Source organism: Niastella sp. OAS944 (genome assembly GCA_024809215.1).
Classification (GTDB): domain Bacteria; phylum Bacteroidota; class Bacteroidia; order Chitinophagales; family Chitinophagaceae; genus Niastella.
Map to the genome: position 1 here is coordinate 138,340 of JANUBW010000009.1, position 21,574 is coordinate 159,913.

Consider the following 21,574-nt stretch of genomic DNA (forward strand, 5'->3'; position numbering starts at 1 on the left):
CTTTTAAATTAAGTTGCATGGATGCCCGTATCATATAGGCGCATGCGTTTGTATTAGTAGATGGTAATTTGTTTGTTATTAACAGCGTATTGAAACGGCTTGATCATTTGTAGTATTTTTAAAATATCTTCTGCGTTATCTTCATCATAAACCCCGGTGTATTTAAACCCGCTTACAGCTTCATTTTTAAATTCAATATGTACATCAAATTGCCGCTCCAGGTCCAATGCTATTTCTGAAAAGGGTTTATCAACAAAGGCCATCTTATCGTTCAGCCACGAAGTTTCAACAATCACGCTATCCTGCACCTTTATACTGGTTAATTCAACTTTTTTATCGTCCGCTGCAGGGGTTAAAGCGGCATCACCATCTTTTTTAACAATGATCTTATCCGATGGTTTTAGAAGGATCTTATGCCGGGCATCGATGCGTAAAGTTAACTCTATACTGCCGGTGAGTAACGCGGCTTCCATTCTGTGTTCATTTGAATAGTTGCGTACATTGAATTTGGTACCCAGTACTTTAATGTCTGCATCGCCTGTATGAACAATAAAAGGAACGGCTTCATTATGTGCTACTTCAAAGTACGCCTCCCCTTCGAGATATACTTCTCTGTTCTTGGCAAAATCTTCAGCATATCTTACTTTACTTTTTGCATTAAGTCGTACAATAGAACCATCGGGCAGGGTCATAGTTGACCTTGAATCTTTTTGTGTGCCGGTTTCAACAATCGTTTGCGCATTATTTTTTTGTAAGAACAGCCAGGTTACCCCAAACACTACAATAACTGATGCTGCAACCAGCAGCGCCCTCATTAGAATGCGCTTTCCCCCACTGCTGCGGGATGCCGGCTTTATCATTTTAGCCTGATGCGCTGTATAGGCTGCGTCAATGTCTGCCTCGGGCGTTTCGGAAGTGTGGGTCAATATTTGGTCATAAAATACCTGCAGTTCGGGATGCTGTTGAAGAATTGCCTCCAGCTCTTCCTGTTCAGCCGCCTGGCACTCACCCGCAAGTTTACGGCCGAGCAGATCATAAAACCTATTTTCTATAGATGGGTGCATACAGAATTATAGTTAAATAGACGTATAAAAAGACGCCTACCGTTAATGGTTGAAAATTATTTTTTGTCAGACAAATACGCATTCAGGGCCGTGCGGATCTTTTTTAACGCAAGGCGCATATGAGTTTCTGCCGTATTGAGCGAAATACCAAGTATTTCGGTCACCTGTTTATAGGGCAATCCCTGTTCTTTTACCAAACGGTATACCAGTTGGGCCTGGGTTGGTAGTGCGCGGATTATTTTACCAATGTATTGCTCCAGTTCGCCGCTGGTATACAAAATTTCAGGGGAATTTTCGTCGGCGATATATTCCTGTATATGGTCTGAAATGGCAATTGTAGGGGCATGGCGTTTTTGCTTCCTTAAGGCATCGTACGCTTTATTACGGGCGGCTGTAAATAAATAAACGGTTAGGTTTTCGATCTGGTCCAGGTCTTCACCCATGGTCCAAACCTTCAGCAATACCTCCGACACTACCTCCTCGGCATCCTCCTTATTGTTGAGGATGGTAACACAAAAACTTAATAAAATGGGATAGAAATGATAGAATAACTGCTTGTAAGAATCCTCATCCTGTAAATAAGACATTCTTTTCTGCAAATTCAATATCTCCTGTTGAGCAAGTTTCACTAAGTGATTGGTAGTTAAATTACTCGCAATATAAATCTAATTACACAACTACCGTATGCCAGGTTAATTTATCATTTCCTTTTTTATAACACACGTTCTTTTATTTTGGGGCTGGTATGCAAATGAACGCTTCATATACTGAAACCCAATTGTTACAGGAACTTGCCTGTGGTAATGAAAAGGCCATGAGGCAATTGTTTGCCCTTTACCGCGACCGCCTCTTTTTTTATATTACCCGCATTACCAAGTCGGAACAAATTGCCGAAGAACTGGTAATGGATGTATTTATGAAAATATGGACCGGTAAAGAGATGCTGGCGGAAGTACCAAAGCCGTCTTCCTAACAGGGAGGTGGCTTTGTGCTTTAAGCTGATAATAAAAAATATTCATAAGCGTTATGTCTCGTCATTATTTGATCCTGAACCCCTAAATATGAAAAAAAATGATATTTGGAACAGTTTTTACCGGTCATGTTAAAACACAGAATAAACAATGGATTGAATCGAAAGTCTTTTGTTTGGGTATTCCGTTATATGTTACAAACACTATGTTGGTTACCGATGTAACCGGAAGAGGAAGACGTGGAGTAGAGATCAAAACAAACAGCATCAGTATCATTGCAGCCATTATTCGACCCATTGTTACAATTGCCTGGGTTTTTGCGATTGGCGCTTTTATTGGAAATTATGATACTATGTTATGGCTGCTGGGGCCGGCAATCATTTCAACTGCTTTATTCGTTTATTGCTGGTTCTTCTTTGGTAAAACTACCAAACACGAAAGGTTTGTTAGGCAACAATTGGGCGATGTGTTTGGGCTTTATTTTATGCCGCACTGGCTTCACGATCATGACGTGGCCAGTCATTTTGAGAAATTGAAAAAAGCATATGTTGCAAAATTTGGAGCAGCCGACTGGAGAGAAAAACTAAAAGGTGCGCAGTTTCAACAAGTAGATGGCTTTTCATTGTATTATAGTCTCACTGTACTTGAAAACCACCTTGCCTATAATGCTGAAACAGAAGCATGGCTAAAAGACATCGCAACACAGAACGCAGCATAGTATCGCGTAGATACATTATAAAAAGGATCGCCCTTCATTGTGCGATCCTTTTTTTTATTCTGTTCTTAAATTCTTTACCGGACTTAGTAGTGCCGATTTAATTGTTTGCGCACATATTAACAGGGCGGTAACAAGCACCAGTATAACCATGGCAATAATAAATGGCGTTGCCGTAATATCTATGCGGTATGCATAGTTCTGTAACCAGTTATTCATGATCATATAAGCCAGTGGACATGCTACCAGTGCGCCTAATGCCATCACTGCTAAAAATTCTTTCAGGAATAATAATACGATCCCCGAAACAGATGCGCCCAGTATTTTTCTTATACCAATCTCTTTGGTGCGTTTTTGAATGCTAAGCGATATCAATCCAATAACGCCCAGCAAAACAATGATCAGCGCCAGCACCGTTGCGGTATAAGCTGCTTTCTTTAATTGTATCTCTGTTTGGTACATGGCGAACAGGGTATCATCCATAAACTTATATTCGAAAGCTGCGCCGGGCATTGTAACATTCCATTTTGACTGTAACGCACTGATGGTGGCAGGTATGTTTGCGGGGTTTATTTTAAATGATAAGTAGCGGTAAATGGTAGCAAACTGCACATTGAAAATAGCTATAGGGGCAATTCTTTGTTGCATGGAGCCGAAATGAAAATCATTGGTAACTCCTTTAATAGTGAAAATAGTTGGGTCATTTATTACCCTTACCTGTTTGCCAACGGCATCAGATGCATCTTTAAAACCAAGTGCATGAATGGCTGCTTCATTGATAACCATTTTGCCCGAATCGAGGGCATGACCCTCAAAATAGGAACCGGCTTTCAACTGCATTGAATATACTTTCAAATAATTTTCATCGGTGGTTAAAGCCTGTGCGGTAACTGCCGATGTAGAATCTGCTCCAAACCGGTAAAGAGAGGCGCTGCCGCTGTTATTACCATCGGGTACCTCATAAGAAAGAGATACATGGTTAACCTTTGGAATGGCTGCTAATTCATTCCGGATGCTTATCATTTTATTCGCACCCTGTTTCGACCAGTTACGTGGTACCTGCGCACTTAGAATATAGTCTTTATTATAACCAAGGTCGCTTTTTAAAAACAGGTCTATTTGTTTGGTGATAATGATAGCGCCGGTAAAGGCAATGGTTGCAGTAACAAACTGAAAAGCGATGAGTGATTTTCGAAAAAGCACATTCTCTTTTACTGACAGTTTTCCTTTTAACGATTCAATAGAGTTTAAAGAGGACAAAATAAATGCAGGATAAATGCCGGCAATAAAACCAATGATCACAGTGAATATAAATGGGAATGCGATGAAATAGGCCGGGAATTTATTCAATGATGGAATTTCGCGGCCCAGTATGCTGCTGAACAGATCTTTTGTTGTAATGTATATTATAAAAGCTGCCAGCATGGCAAACGCCACGAGGATAATTGATTCAGTAAGGAATTGTACTATCAGCTGGCGTTTAAGTCCGCCCACCACTTTTCGTATGCCCATTTCACGCATTCGCGCAGCCGAACGGCTCACGCTCATATTGATAAAGTTTATGATAGCCATAGCTAAAATAAAAAGCGCAATAGCTGATAATGCATATATCATTTTGCGAACAAGACCGTTGTTGGCAGATAAATAATAATCGCTCAAAGCCACCGGTATTATCTTCAGATCGGCAACAAACTGCGATGATGTATGTTGTTTTTGCAGGTAGGCAATGGGTTCTTCCAGGTCTTTGGGCGTTACTCCTTCTTTTAGCTCAACATAATTTACAATGAAAGCGTTTTGCCAGTTCATGTCCCTGCCAAAAAAAGTAAGGTTGTCGGTTGATACAAAAAAATGCCCCGGATAAGTTTCAGTTAGCGTTGTAACCGAATTGGCAGGTAAAGTATTTAATACACCGGTAATAAGGAAATCATGTTTGGAGCCGGAAAAGCTTTCAATAGTAACGGTTTCGCCAACTACATTTGGTTTGCCAAAATATTTTATCGCTTTCTCTTTTGTAATAACAACAGTGAAGGGGCCATTTAAAGCGGTTTTTACATCGCCCTGCAACAGGCTGAACCCATACATGGTAAGCATGGTGCTGTCGCCCACCTGCATGGTTTCCCTAAAACTCTTTTCGCCTTTTGACACCGTAGATGTGATACCATCGTACCGGTAATAGTTCGCTACCAGGTTGGGGTAATTATCTTTCAGGGCTTTTGCCAACTGGCCCAATGTTGCCAGGTCGTAACCCTGGTTAGGGTCTTTCCACTTGCTGGTCAATATATATTGCCGGTTGGCATGTTTGAGGTTTTTATTTACCTGAAACAGGCTCCAGGCATAGGCGGCAATTACCAGGGTAAATGCAATAGCAGTTGATAAACCGATAATATTTACAAACGAATAAAAGCGGGCTTTGGTTATGTTACGCCATGCGATCCTGATGTAATTCTTTAACATAAAGACGGTTTGTAAGCTTCAAATCCGGGTCAACCTTTGTGCCAACCGTTAAAGGCTTTACCGGCAAGGGCTTTGAGAATAATAGTTTTTATAAGTGTACGAAACCGAACAGTTAGTGTACGGTATTTAGAAAACTTTATGGCCGTACATAAGTTCCTTTTATCCTAAAATTAAAGTAAGTTTACACCGCCCCAGGAAGGATAAAGTATTGGATAGTAAGCAAATAAATATCGAAAAAGAGCTTTTCTCGCGCGTTGCCCAGGGAGATGAAGAAGCATTTAATACCTTGTTTCACGCTTATGTTCCCCGGTTGCATACGTTGGTGATGAAAGTGACCAGATCCGAAGCTGTGGCAAAAGATATCATTCAGGAGGTATTTCTGTATTTATGGATCGACCGCGAAACACTTGCCACGGTAGATGTGCCCCAGAACTGGATCTTTAAGATCGCTTATAATCGCTCTTACAGCTGGCTGGCCCGCCAGTTCTCCCGCAATCGCAAGTACAACGAATTCCGGCAACAAAATGCCGCTGAGGGGGAGGAGAGCCTGGAACATACCGTTGCCCTTAACGAAACGGCGAGGCTTATTCACGAGGCAACCTCATTATTGCCCGATCAGGCCCGAAGGATCTTTCAGCTAAGCCGCGAAACGGGGCTTAAAGCTGCGGAAGTGGCCGACAAACTCGAGATCTCTGTTCAAACCGTTCGTAACTCACTCGTTCGCTCAGTAAAATTCATCAAAGAATACCTGGCTCAAAATGGTATACTACTACCAACTTTGCTGATTTTAAATTTTCTTTAAAATTTTTTTCAAAACCATAGGTATGTTTTTCTTTCCCATTGTACATTATTAAGGAGGGTAACCCCATAATTCAATAATGTCATGGAGAAATTCCTAAAAGACGAACTGCTTGCACTACTGGAAAAAGCCAAAGCCGGCAATGCCACCGGAAATGATTATTCCCGGATAGCAGCGATCATTAATGCCGATGAAACCGGGGAACTGATAGCTCAGGCAGATGCTTTTTTTGCTCAGGAACCGCCGGTATCTTCATTACATATTGAACCCTATAATTACAATCATTGGCAACAGGCCTTCCTTGAAATAAAAGAAGTCTGGCAACAACAAAATATACAACCGGCTAAAGTAAGGCGCCTGCCTGCTGCGAGCAGCTGGCTGATAGCCGCTTCAATTCTTTTACTTCTTTCTGTTGGGGCTTATCTCTTAGTTAATACAAGATCTACCCGGCAAACTACCGCCGCTGCTAAAATTTTACCCGGAAAAGATGGCGCTATTCTTACACTTGCCGATGGTACCCAAATATTATTAGATACTATAAAGAACGGCGTTGTGGCCCTGCAAGGCGGCGCCACCGCTAAAATTGTCAACGGCACACTCATATACGATGGCAATGGCGGTGAAGCTGTATATAATATTATGTCAACGCCAAAAGGGCGAAAGTTTCATATAATAATGCCCGACGGGACCGGGGCCTGGCTCAACAGCGCCAGTTCAATTCAATTTCCTACTGTATTTACCGGCAATGAGCGTAAGGTTAGCGTAACCGGTGAGGTGTATTTTGAAGTGGCTAAGAATAAAAAAATGCCATTCCGTTTAAACGTGAATAACCAGGCTGAAATTGAAGTGTTGGGAACGCATTTTAATGTGAAGGCATATGAGAACGAGCCGGTGATAAATACCACTTTGCTGGAAGGTTCAATTGCCATCAGGTTAAAGGACGATAAAAGCGGAAAGATTGGAAAACAATCTATTCTAAAACCCGGTCAGCAGGCGCAAATACAGTTTGAACAAAACAAAATGCAGGTGAGTACTGCAAAAAATGCGGGCATAAACGAACCCGAACTTACTGTGGTTAACAATACTGATGTAGATAAAGTGATGGCCTGGAAAAACAATGTGTTCGACTTTAATGATATCGCATTTGAAGATGCTATGTATCAGCTCGAACGCTGGTATAATATTCAGGTTGTTTATGAAAAAGGTGTTCCTCCAACAAATGTTGAGTTGAGCGGGAAAATGACAAAAGATGTTACGCTTAACGATCTGGTTACTATCCTTGAAAAGATAGGTGTGAAATGCAGGTTGGAAGGGAGGAAGTTGGTGATAGTTGATTAATGAGTTGACAAGTTGACGAGTTAACAAGGAGTTGAAAAGGTGATGGAGGTGATAACGTTGATAAAGGTAAATGCAGTTCTTAGTTCTAAGTTTTTAGTTCTTTTATTCGGAGCTCGCTATTTTTTGCAGGCCTCGCTTTAGGCTGTATTCAATTGCCGATTGCCGATTGCCGTTTCACGTTTCACGTTTCACGTTTGCCGTTTCACGACTGAGTGGCCCGGTAATTATATATAATAAAGATTATTCTTCTGCCTTTAAAAACGATTGCTATGCTAAAAGCACACAAAACATAATACATAGTGGGTAAAACCAAAACCGGAAGTGTCGTTACCACTTCCGGAAGAAAGTTTAGTTGCCCATAACGAAAAGTCTCAAACCTCCATTTATTAACAACCAAACGTTTGCAAACTATGCAAAAAAAATCATTTGGTTCCGGATTTTCTATGACCTATGGTTACCTGGCCTCTTTTCCTGATCACCTGCCAGATGGTAGAAACGGGTATTCCGGAGCCATCACCAGAACGCTGCTTGCGATACGATTGAACGTCATGAGATCTTATCGCTTCATCGGAAAAACTACAGTTCTAGCGATGAAATTGACAATCTTTTTTATTGCCATTGCCATGTTCTCGGCCCAGGCTAAGGGAACAGCGCAAAACATCACCATCACGGGAAAAGACCTTCCGTTGAAGGTTGTTTTTTCCGCAATTGAAAAACAATCGGGTTACGTTTTTTTCAATAATAAGCGCGACGTCGATGAAGAAAAAACGGTATCAATATCAGCCAACAACCTTCCGCTGAAAGATGTGCTTGATATTATACTCAAAGACCAGCCTCTTGAATATTCCATCAAAGGCAAAACAATAGTACTCTCGCGCAAATTCATGCCAGTTGCCGATCACGCTGCAGCAACCCGTATACCTATAACGGGAACAGTTGTTGACGCGGCCGGGCAGCCACTATCTAATGTATCTGTTGTACTAAAGGGTAAAAATAAAGTGGGTACAACCACCAATGCATCGGGCGAATTTAAGATCGACGCAGAAGTGGGTGATATACTCATTTTTTCTATTGTTGGTTATACAGAGAAAGAAATTACTGTGGGAAAGAGTGAGAAGATCGATGTTGCTTTAAACCCTATCGATGCAAAGCTTGAAGAAGTTGTTGTGATTGGTTATGGTACCTCTAAACGTCGCGACCTTACAGGTGCCGTTGTATCTGTAAAACCTGAAGAGATCACTGCCCGCCCCGGGCCCAACCCAATGGAATCGTTGCAGGGAAGGGTGGCCGGTTTGGATATTACCCGCCCCTCGGGTCAGCCCGGAGCCAATTTGAATATACAACTGCGTGGCAACAGATCTATCAATGCGAGTGGCACGCCGTTATTTATCATTAATGGTTTGCCTGGCGATTATGCAACCCTGAACCCCTACGATATTGAATCTATTGAAGTACTGAAAGACGCTTCTTCAACAGCCGTATATGGTTCTGCCGGTTCAAACGGTGTAATTATCATTACTACCAAAAGTGGTAAAAACGGAAAATTGACCATTGATTTCAATACCCATTATGGTAGCAATGGCTGGTCTGTAACACCGAAAATGCGTACGGGCGAGGCTTATCTGCAAACCAAACGTGATGCTTACAGCTATGTGTGGGATGCAGCCAATAGTCAATGGACAACAACCGGCGCTCAATGGCAATCACCTGCCGATGATGAAAAGATCTTTGGTGCATCAAGATGGGCCCTTTATCAACAAGGACAGTTTGCCGACTGGGCCGATCTTTTCCTGCAAAAAACTGCCAATACACAAAACTATAGTTTAGGTGTTTCTGGTGGTAATGAAAAAACCAAAGGTTATATCTCATTCAACTACACCAACGAAAAAGGCCAGTATGTTGGCGACGACTATAAGCTCTTTTCTACTACCATGCGCATTGATCATAAAGTGAAGAACTGGGTGTCTGTAGGCGCTAACCTCACCGGTTCGTATGTAGACAGGAATAAAGCGCAGGATAAACTGGAGAACGCGTTGGTGACAGATCCGCTGGTAAGGCCTTACAAAGACGATGGAACGCTGAACCCCGATCTTGGTAACAACGTATATAACCTGCTGCTCAATCAGCAGCCTGGTGTATATGGTAATGTTGATAACAACCTGAAGTTGTATATCAATCCTTACATCGAGATCAAACCATTGAAAGGGTTAAGTTTTTTAAGCCGTTTGAGTACCTTCCTTACTTATAATAATACTTACCGGTTCGATGGTATAGGTTCTGTAGCCTATACGTATAATAACGCCCAGGTAGCAAAAGCCCAAATAGATCAGGACCGTTCCATTGGTTATCAATGGGAGAACATTTTGACTTATAATTTTAAAGTGGCGCATGATCACGCATTTACCGTTACCGGTATCACTACCTGGTACGACAACAAGAATACGAAAACCAAAATGTTCCAAAGCAATATTGTATCTAACAATTTCAAATGGTACAGGTTTTCAGGAGATTTGAACACCACTTCAAGTTCTGAGTTCAGCATGTCGAAAACGCTTGGTTTTATCGGCCGTCTTAACTATTCATACCTGGGTAAATATTTATTTTCGGCTACTTTACGCCGCGATGGTTCTTCTGTATTGTATAAAGATAACAGGTGGGATAACTTCCCTGCGGTTTCAGCCGGCTGGCGCATTTCCGACGAGTCGTTCATGGAAGGAACAAAAAACTGGTTGAACAGTATGAAAGTTCGTGTGGGCTGGGGTGTTACCGGCACGGCCAAGATCGATCCGTACAGCTCTGTAGCCAACCTGGAGTCAGTTAACATGTCGCTGGGTGGTTTATTAGTACCTACTTACCGCAACTCTGCCTATCTTACCAACCCCCAGTTGGGATGGGAAAAATCGTACAATACAAACATTGGTGTAGATGCGGCATTTTTGGATAACCGCATAGATATGGCGTTAGACCTGTATAACACAAAGACCAAAGGTGTTATTTATGGTGTAACCACACCTATTATTTACGGACAGTACACTGCTTCGCAGCAATATAAAACCAATATCAATGTGGTTGAAACGCAGAACAGGGGTATAGAGCTGGCATTGAACACCCGTAATGTTGTTACCAAAGATTTCAACTGGACCTCGGCGATCGCCTTTTCTTACAACAAGGAAAAGATTCTAAAATTAACCGGTGGTGTTGCCAATAACATCACTAACGGTGATAATAATCAATACTCACTTACCATAGGCCAGCCGGTAAACTCTTATCGTAACTATAAGTTGGATGGCATTTGGCAGATAGGTGAGGAGAAAGATGCGGCGGCATTTGGCAGGCGTCCCGGCGACATTCATGTTAATGTGCCTGGTTTAACCCGCCTTGCAGAAGGTGTATATTCAAAAACACTGGCCGACGGTACCACCAATTACTACTATGCCGATCTGGCTGAAGCGCAAAAATTTAATCCTGCACTTACGGCTGCAAAAAGTACGTATTTAGTAAGCTCCGCCGATTATCAGATCGTGGGACATAATTCTCCCAGCTGGTCGCTTGGATTTCAAAATGGTTTCAGTTACAAGAATTGGGACCTTTCTGTTTATTCTTATTTCAGATGGGGACAAACCATCAGTTACAATATGTTGGGTTGGTATCAGCCAAATGGATTTGCTACTACTGCAAGCCCTTCACGAACCATTCCTGAATACTTCAATTACTGGACGCCCACCAATCCTTCGAACGACTTCCCTGTAATGAATTTTGCGGAAGGTTCGGGCACATTGACTGGTTTTTCTGGTTTGAACTATGTGGATGGGTCGTTCTTTAAAATTAAAAATATCACGCTTAGTTACAATATGCCCAGGGGGCTGGTTAAAAAAGTATCGCTCGAGAAATTCCGGATCTATGGCACTATTACCAATCCTTTGATCATTACAAAGAGCCCATTGTTAAAACAATATGATCCTGAAATGAATGGTTCGCTTGAGTATCCATTGACCAAACAACTGGTGGTGGGTTTGAATGTAACATTTTAAATGCAAATAGCAAATACCAAATTCCAAATACCAAATTCCAAGAACCAAATAATAAATACAAAAAAAACAAATCTCAAAACCAAAGAAAACAATGGTGATTGAAATCTGGGATTTATTTGGAACCTGGAACTTGAGCTTTGGAATTTAATTGGAACTTGGAATTTGGAACTTGGAATTTTCTAAAAACAGCGTTATATGAAAATGAAGAATCTATTATATAAATCAATATTTGGGTTAAGTGTAGCATTATCCGTTACCTCGTGTAAGCTCGATGAATACAACCCTATCTCTTTATCGGAACAGGATGTGCTTTCGAAATATGATGGCTGGAAAGCATATCAGTCGAACTGTTATACAGGTCTTTGGGGAACACTTATTAGTATGCCCTACGGACTTTGTTCAGAAGTTGGCACCGATCTGTGGACGAATCCTTCGAACAGCATTAATTACAGGCAGGTCATCTATTACCAGGACCTTACTACCGATTTCAACCTGGTAACCAACGTCTGGAACTATGCCTGGGGTTCTATTAAAGATTGTAATAAGACCATTCAGCTTGCGCCTGATTTGAAGGATGGCAAAGCTTCAGACATTAATACATTGGTAGCCGAGGCTAAATTGCTGCGGGCTTATTATTATTCTACCCTGGTGGTTCAGTTTGGTGAACTACCATTGATATTGACTGATGATCCTATAAAGGATCTGAACCCTACCCGGAATAGTGTTGCTGAGATCTATGCACAGATCATTTCCGACCTGCGTGATGCTTTCAATAATCTGGGGGTAGCGCCACTTGATAATAATCCGCAGCGTGTGTCTAAAAAGGCGGCTCTTGGATTGCTTGCCCGGGTATATGCCCAGGGAGCAGGAGAAGATTTGAAAGAAGGCGGAAAATCATATTGGGTGCGGGCAAAAGAATGTGCCGACAGCCTGATCAATGGTATGGGCACATATGGCGCCGCCATGTATGATGATTTTGCTAAAGTGTTTGCCTCAGCCAACAATAGAATTAACCAGGAAGTTTTATTCACAGCGTATGGGCTCGACCCCTATAGTCCTTCATACGATGTATCCACGGCCAATTCAAAACCCAACTTATACCTGCATTATTACCCGAAGTTGGATGATGCATTCGATCCTAAGGACAATTATTTTAAAAGAACAGTAAACTCGAATACCTCCAACGCCTACTATGGCCGTTTGAACCAGGCATTTGTTGCGCCCACGAAATACCTTATCAATTGCTTCGATGCAAAATATGATAAACGCTGGGAAAATACCTTTCAAACAGCATTTGCCAACTATTCAGGTGTAAGGGCAATAGCCAGCGGAGGCCCACCGGCACCTGCCAACGTAAAGTACGCCGATGCCGTTATTACCATTACAAAAGCTATGTGCGATAAGTATGGAATAGATCCGGTTCACATAGGCAAGAAGATCTATCCTTATGTTGATGTAGATGCAAAAAATGCTTCTAAAGGCGCTACCTGGCAATACATTCCGCAGGTGTGGAACAAAGGTGCTACTACAGGCGTACCCGCAGGAAATTTAACAACGGTTGCAAATGCCAATGTACATCCCTATCCAATAGCAAAGGATGAAGACCGGTTTTTTCTTTATCTGAGCAAAGACAAACTTACTGATGCAGAGAAAGCAGAGCGCGCCTATGTTACTATCAATATCGACGATCTGTTCGATGCCTCAGATCCTACAGGAAGTACATACAAAGCCAATGCGGCAGGTAATGGGTTTGCAAACCCCGCTTTTGTAACTCAGTTCCCTGCCATGCAGAAGTTCAATCATAACTTCGATGGCGGCTGGTTGGGTGGCGATTTCCAGCGTAAGCTGGGTAATATTATGATCATGCGTATGGCCGAAGTGTATTTGATTGCAGCAGAAGCCACCATGCATACAACAAATGATGGAGCCGCCGCCGCTAATTATCTGAACGTATTGCGTAAACGCGCATGCCGCAATGTTGCCGACTATAGTGTGGCCACCGGTATGCAACTGACAACCGCTACAATGAACGATGTATTTGATGAATATGCCCGTGAATTGTGCGGTGAGTTTACCCGCTGGGCCCTGTTAAAACGCAACAAAGCGTTTGAAAGCAGATTGCAGACCTATAACAAAAAAGCATTTGCAAATTTCATCCCTGCCAAACATTATAAACGTCCTATACCTTTCTCTTTCCTGAACCAGATCAATAACGCCAGTGAATTTGGAAATAATGGTTATTGAGTTCGCAGACATGTCATAAAATAAAAACGGTCCGGCTACTCGCCAGACCGTTTTTTGTATGATATATTATTAAATTTTACTTTGCAATTGTGAAAGTGATGGTTTTAACAGCACCTACATTAGGGGTAACCTTCAGGGTATAAGTACCGAGTGCAGGCGGCGCCCAGTTACCATAGAAGAAATTGCCATCGCCATCATCGCCATGCAGAGCAAACGGAGCAGCATCATCGGTAGATGTTTTGCTTTGTTTGCCGCTTAATTCAAACTTCACGCTTTTTACATCAGAAGTAACAACCGCACGAATGTTTGCTTTTGACAGGTCGTACTTGCTGAGGCTGATGGTAGCGCCATTTGTGATAGATACCACATCTTTTTCTGTTTCGGAATTTACCAGTTTAAAGTCAGTAACGCCTGAGGTGGTAACTGGTATTGGTGTGGTGGTAGTTGGTGTAGTGGTTGTTGGCGGAGTGGTAGTAGTTGTTGTACCATTTTTAGTTGGGACCATATCGGCATAAGTGGCATTCTCGTTACCGATCTTAATATCATCCATGTAAATTACTCTTATGTTGGTTGCAGTAGTTCCGCTGCCATTCCAGTCAGATTTGTAGATCCCCATTTTAACACTTGGGTTATGCAGATCGCCTTCTACTTTATACATATTGGCGCCTGAGCGGTTCATGATCTTTACACCGTCTTTCCAGATCTCAATTAAACCATCAGAACCTGAAGAGTGTTTAACGTGCATTACATAAGCATGCCATGCATCTTTATCCCAGTTACCCAGTTCAACCCATGTAGTACCAAGTATTCTTATGTACAGTTTGTCAGATTTTACTCTTAAACAAAGTGCGGGTGTTAAGCTGCCGCCCTGGTGCCATTGCGTGATGATCTCATCTTCGGCATCAGCTTTATAATAAGCAGATGGTACATACAGCGCATAAGAATACCAGCGGTTCAGGTTTGTAGGATCGTCGAACGAAATTTCAGATCTTGTACCGCTATGGTTTTCAGGGTCAGTATCTCTTAATTCAAAACGGGCGGCTTTAGAACCCTGATAAACGGGGTTTGTTACAGTGGTGATAGCATAAGAAGTGGCGGTTTGCACGCTTGGTACGGTGCTGAAGAAAGTGCTGCCTTCCAGGTTATCGCTCCAAACCAGGTTACCAGTTGCTTTTGCTGAAACTTTAGCATTCATAGCGCTTTCGTCGTAAGCAGGAGCGGCTGGTTCTATTACTCCTTTTTGACAAGATGCAAATGAGGCCATTAATAAGGTTGCGGCAAGGATACGTTGATTTGTACGGATAAATTTTGCAGTGTTACGCATTTGAGTTTTCATTTGAGGTTATTGATTTTTTTGGTTTTCACAGAGTAACTCGGATTACTCTTTTGTTCGGATTACTTTGTTCGTTCGTTTCTGATGCAAATATAACTGCGCGCAAAGCACATTTCTGATATGAAACCCTGGTTGGTTATTGCAATTAGGCAATAGCTCTTAGTGCGACCCGAAAAAACGACCTAGGTGTAAGAGTGAAAAAGAAATGAGGATGAGTTGTTTTGCTATAAATGTTAAGGGAACAATAAAATGGGTTGGCGGGTATTACGTGTATTTACTTAGAGGTTGCTGAGGCAAGCTGCAACGTGACGTATCTGTACTGCAATGACTCATTGCAGTACAACATTGCCTTATTGCAGCGCAACAATGACCCATTGCAGTACAACAATGTCTCATTGCAGAGCTGCAACGACCAGGAAGCGAGGTGCGCCGTGACGTAGCGGGCGCGTTCCTTGGCATGTGCAAGCTGCACCGTCGCGTAGCAGGCGCGTGCCTTGGTCAATGCAAGCTGTAACGTGTCGTAGCAGGCGCGTTCCTTGGCCGATGCAAGCTGCAGCGTGACGTATCTGTACTGCAATGACGCATTGCAGCGCAGCAATGACTCATTGCAGTGCAACATTACCTGATAGCAGTACAACAATGACTCATTGCAGTACTGCAACGATCAGGAAACGCGCTGCAACAACCAGGAAACGCGCTGCAACGATCAGGAAGCAAGCCTGCAACAACCAGGAAACATCTGCTTGTGCAAAGTATCGGGCCTGCAACGATCAGAAAACATCTGCTTATGTGAAGTATCAAGCCTGCAACGATCAGAAAACATCTGGCAGTGCAATGTAGCGTGTCAGCAATGCATCGTAACAGCGCAGCAACGTCGGGAAAACAACAAAACAATGCACCGCTGCAAGCCGGCAACGACCGGAAAACAACAAACAACGTCGCGAATGAAAATACCCTTTCCCTTCTTCCATCTTAAATAATTATTATCTTGCACGTTCCTGCTGGTACCATTAGCCTATTATTTGTCCTATATTTAAAATTGTAATAAGAACCTTTTTAACGGAATTATCCGTACGATTTGGCATTGATAGAGAATGAAATACAGGATGAAGTTGTACTGATGCAACAGTTCCGTAATGGGAGCGAAGAGGCATTCACCACCGTGTACCGGCATTTATACCAGCGTGTATTCTGGTTTGCTCAAAAATTTGTTGAAGAAATTGAGGAGGCGCAGGACCTTACTGCTGAATCTTTTGTTCAGTTGTGGCAGCAAAACAATACATTTCCCACCATCGATGCCGTTGCGGCATTCCTATATGTAACCGTTCGCAATAAATGTTTTAACCTGCTCAAACACCGGAAAATGAAGGCCAGCCGGCGCGAAGAACTATTGCACCAGCTTGCCGATCGCGAGCAGGGCGATTTTTATGAAGAGCAGGTGCAATTGCAACTGGTTAGGCGTATTTACGCTGAAGTTGATAAACTTCCACCCCGCATGAAGGAGATCTTTCTGCTTTCTTACCGCGATGGATTAAAGACCGGCGAAATCGCCGAACGCTTACAAATTAAATCGCAAACTGTTACCAATCAGCGCGTAACGGCTGTGAAACTATTACAGTTGGCGCTGGGTAACGACCTGCTGATTGCCCCCCTGGTTGTACTGCTTAAATACAAAGACCTGCTCTGATCTTCCCGCCTTTTAAAAAAAGTAAAAAAAAGTTAATAATCGACTGGTTGATTTGGGACGCACGATTGTAGTGTACCCATATGATTTCCATTGAACACCTTACCGACCTTTTAATAAAGCACCTGCAAGGCAGCCTTTCGCAGCCTGAGCAGGAGCAATTGGACCATTGGGTTCAGCAAAGTGACCGTAACCGCCGCTTGTTTGCCACTGTTAACGATGAAGAACAAATTCGTCAGCTCGTATTATTATATGCATCCACTGAAACCACAGGTAATAATGAAGCTATTATTCTTTCGAAGATCAGGCAGGGAATAATGGCAGCTCCGGTTCGCAAAATGAATGGGCTATGGCGCTGGAGTTCCGTTGCTGCTATTGTATTGGTAGTGGCTGGCGCTGCTTACTTTATAATGAATAAAGGTAAAAGCAACACTACTCCGGTAGTTAAAACGGCCGATATCCCCCCTGGCCGCGATGGCGCTATATTGACCCTGGCCGATGGCCGCCAGGTAGTGCTTGATAGTATGGGAAATGGGATAGTAGCCACTCAGAACGGCGCCCGGGTAACACTGAAAGACGGCGCGCTTACTTATGATAAAGATGCAGGCTCAATCACGCCGGTGTACAATAACCTTTCAACACCCAAGGGCCGCCAGTTTCAACTGATATTACCCGATGGCAGCAAGGTGTGGCTGAATGCAGCCAGCTCCCTTCGTTATCCTACTGCATTTGTAGGTAATGAAAGAAGAGTTGAAGTGAGTGGTGAAGTATACTTTAAAGTGGCGAAAAATACCTCAATGCCTTTTAGAATAACTATTCCCCCCCCACCGGGGGGGGGCAGGGGGGAGCCGGAGCCGGGCGCCGAGATTGAAGTACTGGGCACCCAGTTCAATGTGAATGCTTATGAAAACGAAACAGCTGTAAGAACAACGCTGGTTGAAGGCAGTTTAAAAGTAATGAACCTGCCTGCAAATGGTAATAAAGCTTCCGTTGTTTTAACGCCCGGCAAACAGGCAGTAATAACTACCGACTCGCAATTAAAGGTTGCCGATGCAGACGTAGATAAGGTGGTAGCCTGGAAGCGCGGCATTTTCAATTTCGAAGATGCCAGTCTGGAAGAAGTGATGCGGCAAATAGAGCGCTGGTACGATATACAGGTAGTGTACGAAAAAAATGTTCCCGATATAAAGTTTGGCGGCAAAATGAGTAACGATGTAAGCTTGCAGGGTTTGTTGAAGTCCCTGCAGGAGTCGGATGTTCATTTCAGATTAGAAGGCCGCAAACTGATTGTATTGCCCTAATAGTTTCAGGTACAGCCATGAAAAATTGAAAAACCCAATTGACCTAAGCAAAACCGCCCCGACTGCAATCGGGGCGGCATAAAAGCCGGGTCGATTTTGTAAACACCGTGTAAGTATTTTTTTAATCAACCAAACTGCAACAAAAGTATGCCCAAAACTGCTACTTGTGGTCAGTATGACGTGCCTTTTTTGTTAGCCAAACCCTTTCCACATGCGCCCTGTAACCGGCGTAGTGCGGAAAACCTGATCCAGGCAAAGCCCCGCGGCGCTTCATTACTGCTCACAGCTACAATGCTAAAAGCTATGAGAATTGTAATCTTTTTTCTTTTTGCCACTTCGATGACCGTTTCGGCAAACACCTTCTCGCAGAATGTAACCCTGCATGCGAAGGAACAGTCGTTAAAAAATGTGTTATCAAAAGTTGAGGACCAAACCGGTTTTGTGTTCTTCTACAACAGGCAACTGTTGAGCAATACAAAGCCTGTAACGCTTTCGGTGCAAAACATGCCGCTTACAGAGTTTCTGCAAACGGCATTGAAAGACCAGTTGCTGAACTTTCGCATTGAAGGAAAAACCATTTTCCTTTTCCGTAAAGCGGTGGTTGCAAATGTAGCGGAGACCCCTAAAACAGATGTTCCTCCGGCAGACAGTACCCGCATCATAAGGGGCGTAATTACTTCCGAAACCGGCGAACCAATAGCCGGCGCTAACGTAATGGTGAAAGGTATGTTCAGAGGCGCTGCTGCCGATAGCAAAGGTGTATTTGCAATTCCCGCTTCTACCGGCCAGGTACTTGTTGTTTCAGCCGTGGGTTACGAGCAAATGGAAGTACGGGTAAGGGCCAGCGATGTACTTACCATTAAAATGGCACAGAGTATAACCTCTATGAAAGACCAGGTGGTAACCGGTATTTACCAGCGTAAAAAAGAAAGCTTTACCGGTTCTTCAACAACCTTCACCGCTAAAGAGCTTAAAGTAGTAGGTAACCAAAGCCCGTTGCAGGCATTAAAAACACTCGATCCTTCTTTTGCTATTATAGAGAACTCCACCTTTGGTTCAGACCCTAACCGTTTACCCGATATTGAGGTGCGTGGTAAAAGCAGTGTTATAGGTTTAACAGAACAGTATGGCACCAACCCCAACCAGCCATTGTTCATTCTCGATGGTTTTGAAAGCACGCTGCAGGTTATCAGTGATTATAGTATGGACCGTATTGAAAGTATTACCCTGCTGAAAGATGCGGCGGCAACCGCTATTTATGGTTCAAAGGCTGCCAATGGGGTAGTGGTGGTGGAAACGAAAAAACCAACGGCCGGTAAGTTACGGTTGAATTATACTGCCAACGGTACCTACAGCATGCCCGACCTCAGTGATTATAACCTGATGAATGCTGAAGAGAAACTGGAGTTTGAGAAACTGTCAGGATTTTTGGGCTCACGCCGGCCCGATGGATCATTCCTTACTGATGCTTCAGACAAAAAGTATAATGAATTGCTGGCTGAAGTAAAGCGTGGTGTAAACACTTACTGGATGAATGAACCATTGCGTTCAGCATTGTTTCACCGGCATACGCTGTTTGCTGAAGGTGGCGATGCCAACCTGCGCTATGGCGTAACACTTTCTTATGGCGATAACCAGGGTGTAATGAAAGGTTCGGGCCGTAAGGTAACGCAGGGGAATGTGCGCCTCATGTATAGAAAAGGCCGCCTGTCTGCCACCAACTCATTAAGCATCGATATCTTAAATGTAACCCGCGAAAAAGTGGCGTTCTCGCAGTTCTCCCGCGCTAATCCTTATTTCAGAAAATACAATGACGCGGGCGGTATTGATAAAGTGCTGTATACATTCCAGTATTCGGCCTATTTTGGTGCACCTACCCAAACTGAAACTTATTACAATCCGCTTTACGATCAACAAAATAATAACATCGATAAGTCTGAATCACAGGGCTTCACCAACAACTTTGAGCTCGAGTACCGCATCCTGAACGAGTTGAGGGCCAGGGCCCGTGTTGGTATTAACCGTGTGAGCACGCATGATGAAAGGTTTCGCTCTCCTTTTAATTCAGAATTTACCAGCACTGACGCATTACTGCGGGGCACGTACAGTGAGTCGAACGCCCGGCAAAACAATTACGATGGCGATTTTACCCTTACCTATGGAAAACTGTTTGCCGGTAAACACATGGTGAACGCAGTGGCGGGTACGCGGTTGAACCAGGTAGCATCCGTTAGCAGTACGTTTGATGTGCGTGGGTATACGGGCGAAGATTTTCCCAATGCCGCTTTTGCCTATGACTATTCCGACAGCCGCCCTGTTGACCGGGAAGCAACCAAACGCAGCGCCAGTTATTACCTGAATACCGGTTATGCATTTGATGAACGCTATTTGTTAGATGCTACCATTCGTTCAGACGGCGCCTCTGTTTTCGGCGCCAACAAACAATTTACCACCATTTGGTCAATGGGCCTTGCCTGGAACGTTCATAAAGAATCTTTCTTTGATAAACCTTCACTCGACTGGATGAACAGCCTGCGTTTTCGTGCATCAATAGGTAACCCTGGTAATCAGAACTTCAGCGATTACGTATCAACGCGGGTATACCAGTATAATAACTCCAACCGCAATCCTTTTGGCCCCGGTTTAATGATAACGAACAACGGAAACCCGTACCTGAAATGGCAAAAGACAATTGACCGCAATATTGGTATGGACCTGATAACCTTAAAGAACCGTTTGCGCATCAATGCCGATTACTTTGTAAAGACCACCGACCCGCTGCTGGTATTTGCCAGTTTGCCTTCCTCTGCCGGAGCCACCACGGTTACCAGTAACCTGGGTGGACTGCAACAAACAGGATATACTATTGTGGCCAGTTATACAATGATACAGAAAAAGAATACCACCTGGATAGTGAATTTGAATGGACGCCGGCTTAAATCGGAGTACCGTGGTTTTGGCAATGCGCTTGCCGACTTCAATAAAAAAAATCAGGGAGCGAGCATGGTCCGCTATTATGATGGCGGCAGTCCAAGTGATTTGTGGGCCGTTCGCTCAAATGGCATCGATGCCTCAACCGGCCGTGAAGTATTTGTTACCAAAGGAGGCGACCTCACCTTCGTTCACAATTACAGCGATGAACAGGTGGTAGGCAACAGCGATCCCGACCTGGAAGGGATTATAGGTACATCCTTTTCGTACAAAGGTTTTAACGCCAACATAGGCTTGCGTTACCGGCTAGGCGGACAAATATTCGCGCAAACCCTGTTCGATAAAGTGGAGCACATTACTGCTCAAAACCGTGGGTTGAACCAGGATAAACGCGCCTTGTATGATCGCTGGCAAAAGCCTGGTGATAACGCCAAATTCAAAGCAATAACTGATATCGCCAATAACCCAATGAGCTCACGGTTTGTACAGGACAACAATGTACTGTCGGGCGAAACTATTTCAGTAGGGTATGAAAATTCCACTGCAAACTGGCTGAAAAGAGTAAGAGCATCATCAGTGACCTTCAGGGTATATGCGTTCGATATTTTCAGGATCTCAACCGTAAAGAACGAACGCGGTATTGATTATCCGTTTGCCCGCTCTGTATCTTTTTCAGCAGGGGTAAGATTTTAAATGACACAACCAATTG

Annotated in this window: 13 protein-coding genes; 9 read left to right on the forward strand and 4 right to left on the reverse strand. The window is 43.4% G+C overall.

Annotated elements, in window-relative coordinates:
• Positions 1-53 precede the first annotated feature (53 nt).
• Together GGD38_RS28850 and GGD38_RS28855 are read right to left on the reverse strand one after the other, a co-directional pair.
• On the reverse strand, positions 54-1,064 hold the full coding sequence (locus GGD38_RS28850) for a FecR family protein (protein ID WP_375302788.1): 1,011 nt from the start codon (positions 1,062-1,064) through the stop codon (positions 54-56).
• A 56-nt stretch (positions 1,065-1,120) separates the two neighbouring features.
• The gene (locus GGD38_RS28855) at positions 1,121-1,651 is read right to left on the reverse strand and encodes an RNA polymerase sigma factor (RefSeq protein ID WP_375303917.1); all 531 of its coding nucleotides are present in this window, start codon (positions 1,649-1,651) and stop codon (positions 1,121-1,123) included.
• A gap of 158 nt (positions 1,652-1,809) precedes the next feature.
• Here GGD38_RS28855 and GGD38_RS28860 point away from each other — a divergent pair, with 158 nt between their 5' ends.
• Together GGD38_RS28860 and GGD38_RS28865 are read left to right on the forward strand one after the other, a co-directional pair.
• Positions 1,810-2,037, forward strand: coding sequence for an RNA polymerase sigma factor (locus GGD38_RS28860; protein WP_375302786.1), 228 nt, complete (start codon positions 1,810-1,812; stop codon positions 2,035-2,037).
• Between the two features lie 98 nt (positions 2,038-2,135).
• On the forward strand, positions 2,136-2,753 hold the full coding sequence (locus tag GGD38_RS28865) for a hypothetical protein (RefSeq protein ID WP_375302785.1): 618 nt from the start codon (positions 2,136-2,138) through the stop codon (positions 2,751-2,753).
• Positions 2,754-2,807: 54 nt separating this feature from the next.
• Here the strand turns inward: GGD38_RS28865 and GGD38_RS28870 are convergent, their stop codons facing one another.
• A complete protein-coding gene (locus GGD38_RS28870) occupies positions 2,808-5,204 on the reverse strand; it encodes an ABC transporter permease (protein ID WP_375302784.1) in 2,397 nt (798 codons plus the stop codon).
• Between the two features lie 208 nt (positions 5,205-5,412).
• Between GGD38_RS28870 and GGD38_RS28875 the strand changes: the two genes are divergently transcribed.
• From GGD38_RS28875 to GGD38_RS28890, 4 genes are all read left to right on the forward strand, one after another.
• A complete protein-coding gene (locus tag GGD38_RS28875; RefSeq protein ID WP_375302783.1) occupies positions 5,413-6,006 on the forward strand; it encodes an RNA polymerase sigma factor in 594 nt (197 codons plus the stop codon).
• A gap of 81 nt (positions 6,007-6,087) precedes the next feature.
• Positions 6,088-7,341 (forward strand): FecR family protein, encoded by a 1,254-nt coding sequence (locus GGD38_RS28880; RefSeq protein ID WP_375302782.1) that lies wholly within the window; start codon positions 6,088-6,090, stop codon positions 7,339-7,341.
• A gap of 410 nt (positions 7,342-7,751) precedes the next feature.
• Entirely contained in the window at positions 7,752-11,372 is a 3,621-nt protein-coding gene (locus GGD38_RS28885; protein ID WP_375302781.1) for a TonB-dependent receptor, read from the forward strand.
• Between the two features lie 195 nt (positions 11,373-11,567).
• Entirely contained in the window at positions 11,568-13,616 is a 2,049-nt protein-coding gene (locus tag GGD38_RS28890) for a RagB/SusD family nutrient uptake outer membrane protein (protein WP_375302780.1), read from the forward strand.
• Positions 13,617-13,692: 76 nt separating this feature from the next.
• Here the strand turns inward: GGD38_RS28890 and GGD38_RS28895 are convergent, their stop codons facing one another.
• On the reverse strand, positions 13,693-14,952 hold the full coding sequence (locus tag GGD38_RS28895) for a polysaccharide lyase (RefSeq protein WP_375302779.1): 1,260 nt from the start codon (positions 14,950-14,952) through the stop codon (positions 13,693-13,695).
• Positions 14,953-16,027: 1,075 nt separating this feature from the next.
• On the opposite strand from GGD38_RS28895, the gene GGD38_RS28900 reads away from it, so the two are divergent.
• From GGD38_RS28900 to GGD38_RS28910, 3 genes are all read left to right on the forward strand, one after another.
• Complete coding sequence (locus tag GGD38_RS28900) at positions 16,028-16,636, forward strand: RNA polymerase sigma factor (protein ID WP_375302778.1); 609 nt, start codon at positions 16,028-16,030, stop codon at positions 16,634-16,636.
• Positions 16,637-16,716: 80 nt separating this feature from the next.
• Positions 16,717-17,934 (forward strand): FecR family protein, encoded by a 1,218-nt coding sequence (locus GGD38_RS28905; protein ID WP_375302777.1) that lies wholly within the window; start codon positions 16,717-16,719, stop codon positions 17,932-17,934.
• A gap of 147 nt (positions 17,935-18,081) precedes the next feature.
• Positions 18,082-21,558, forward strand: coding sequence for a SusC/RagA family TonB-linked outer membrane protein (locus GGD38_RS28910; RefSeq protein WP_375302776.1), 3,477 nt, complete (start codon positions 18,082-18,084; stop codon positions 21,556-21,558).
• Positions 21,559-21,574: the final 16 nt, after the last annotated feature.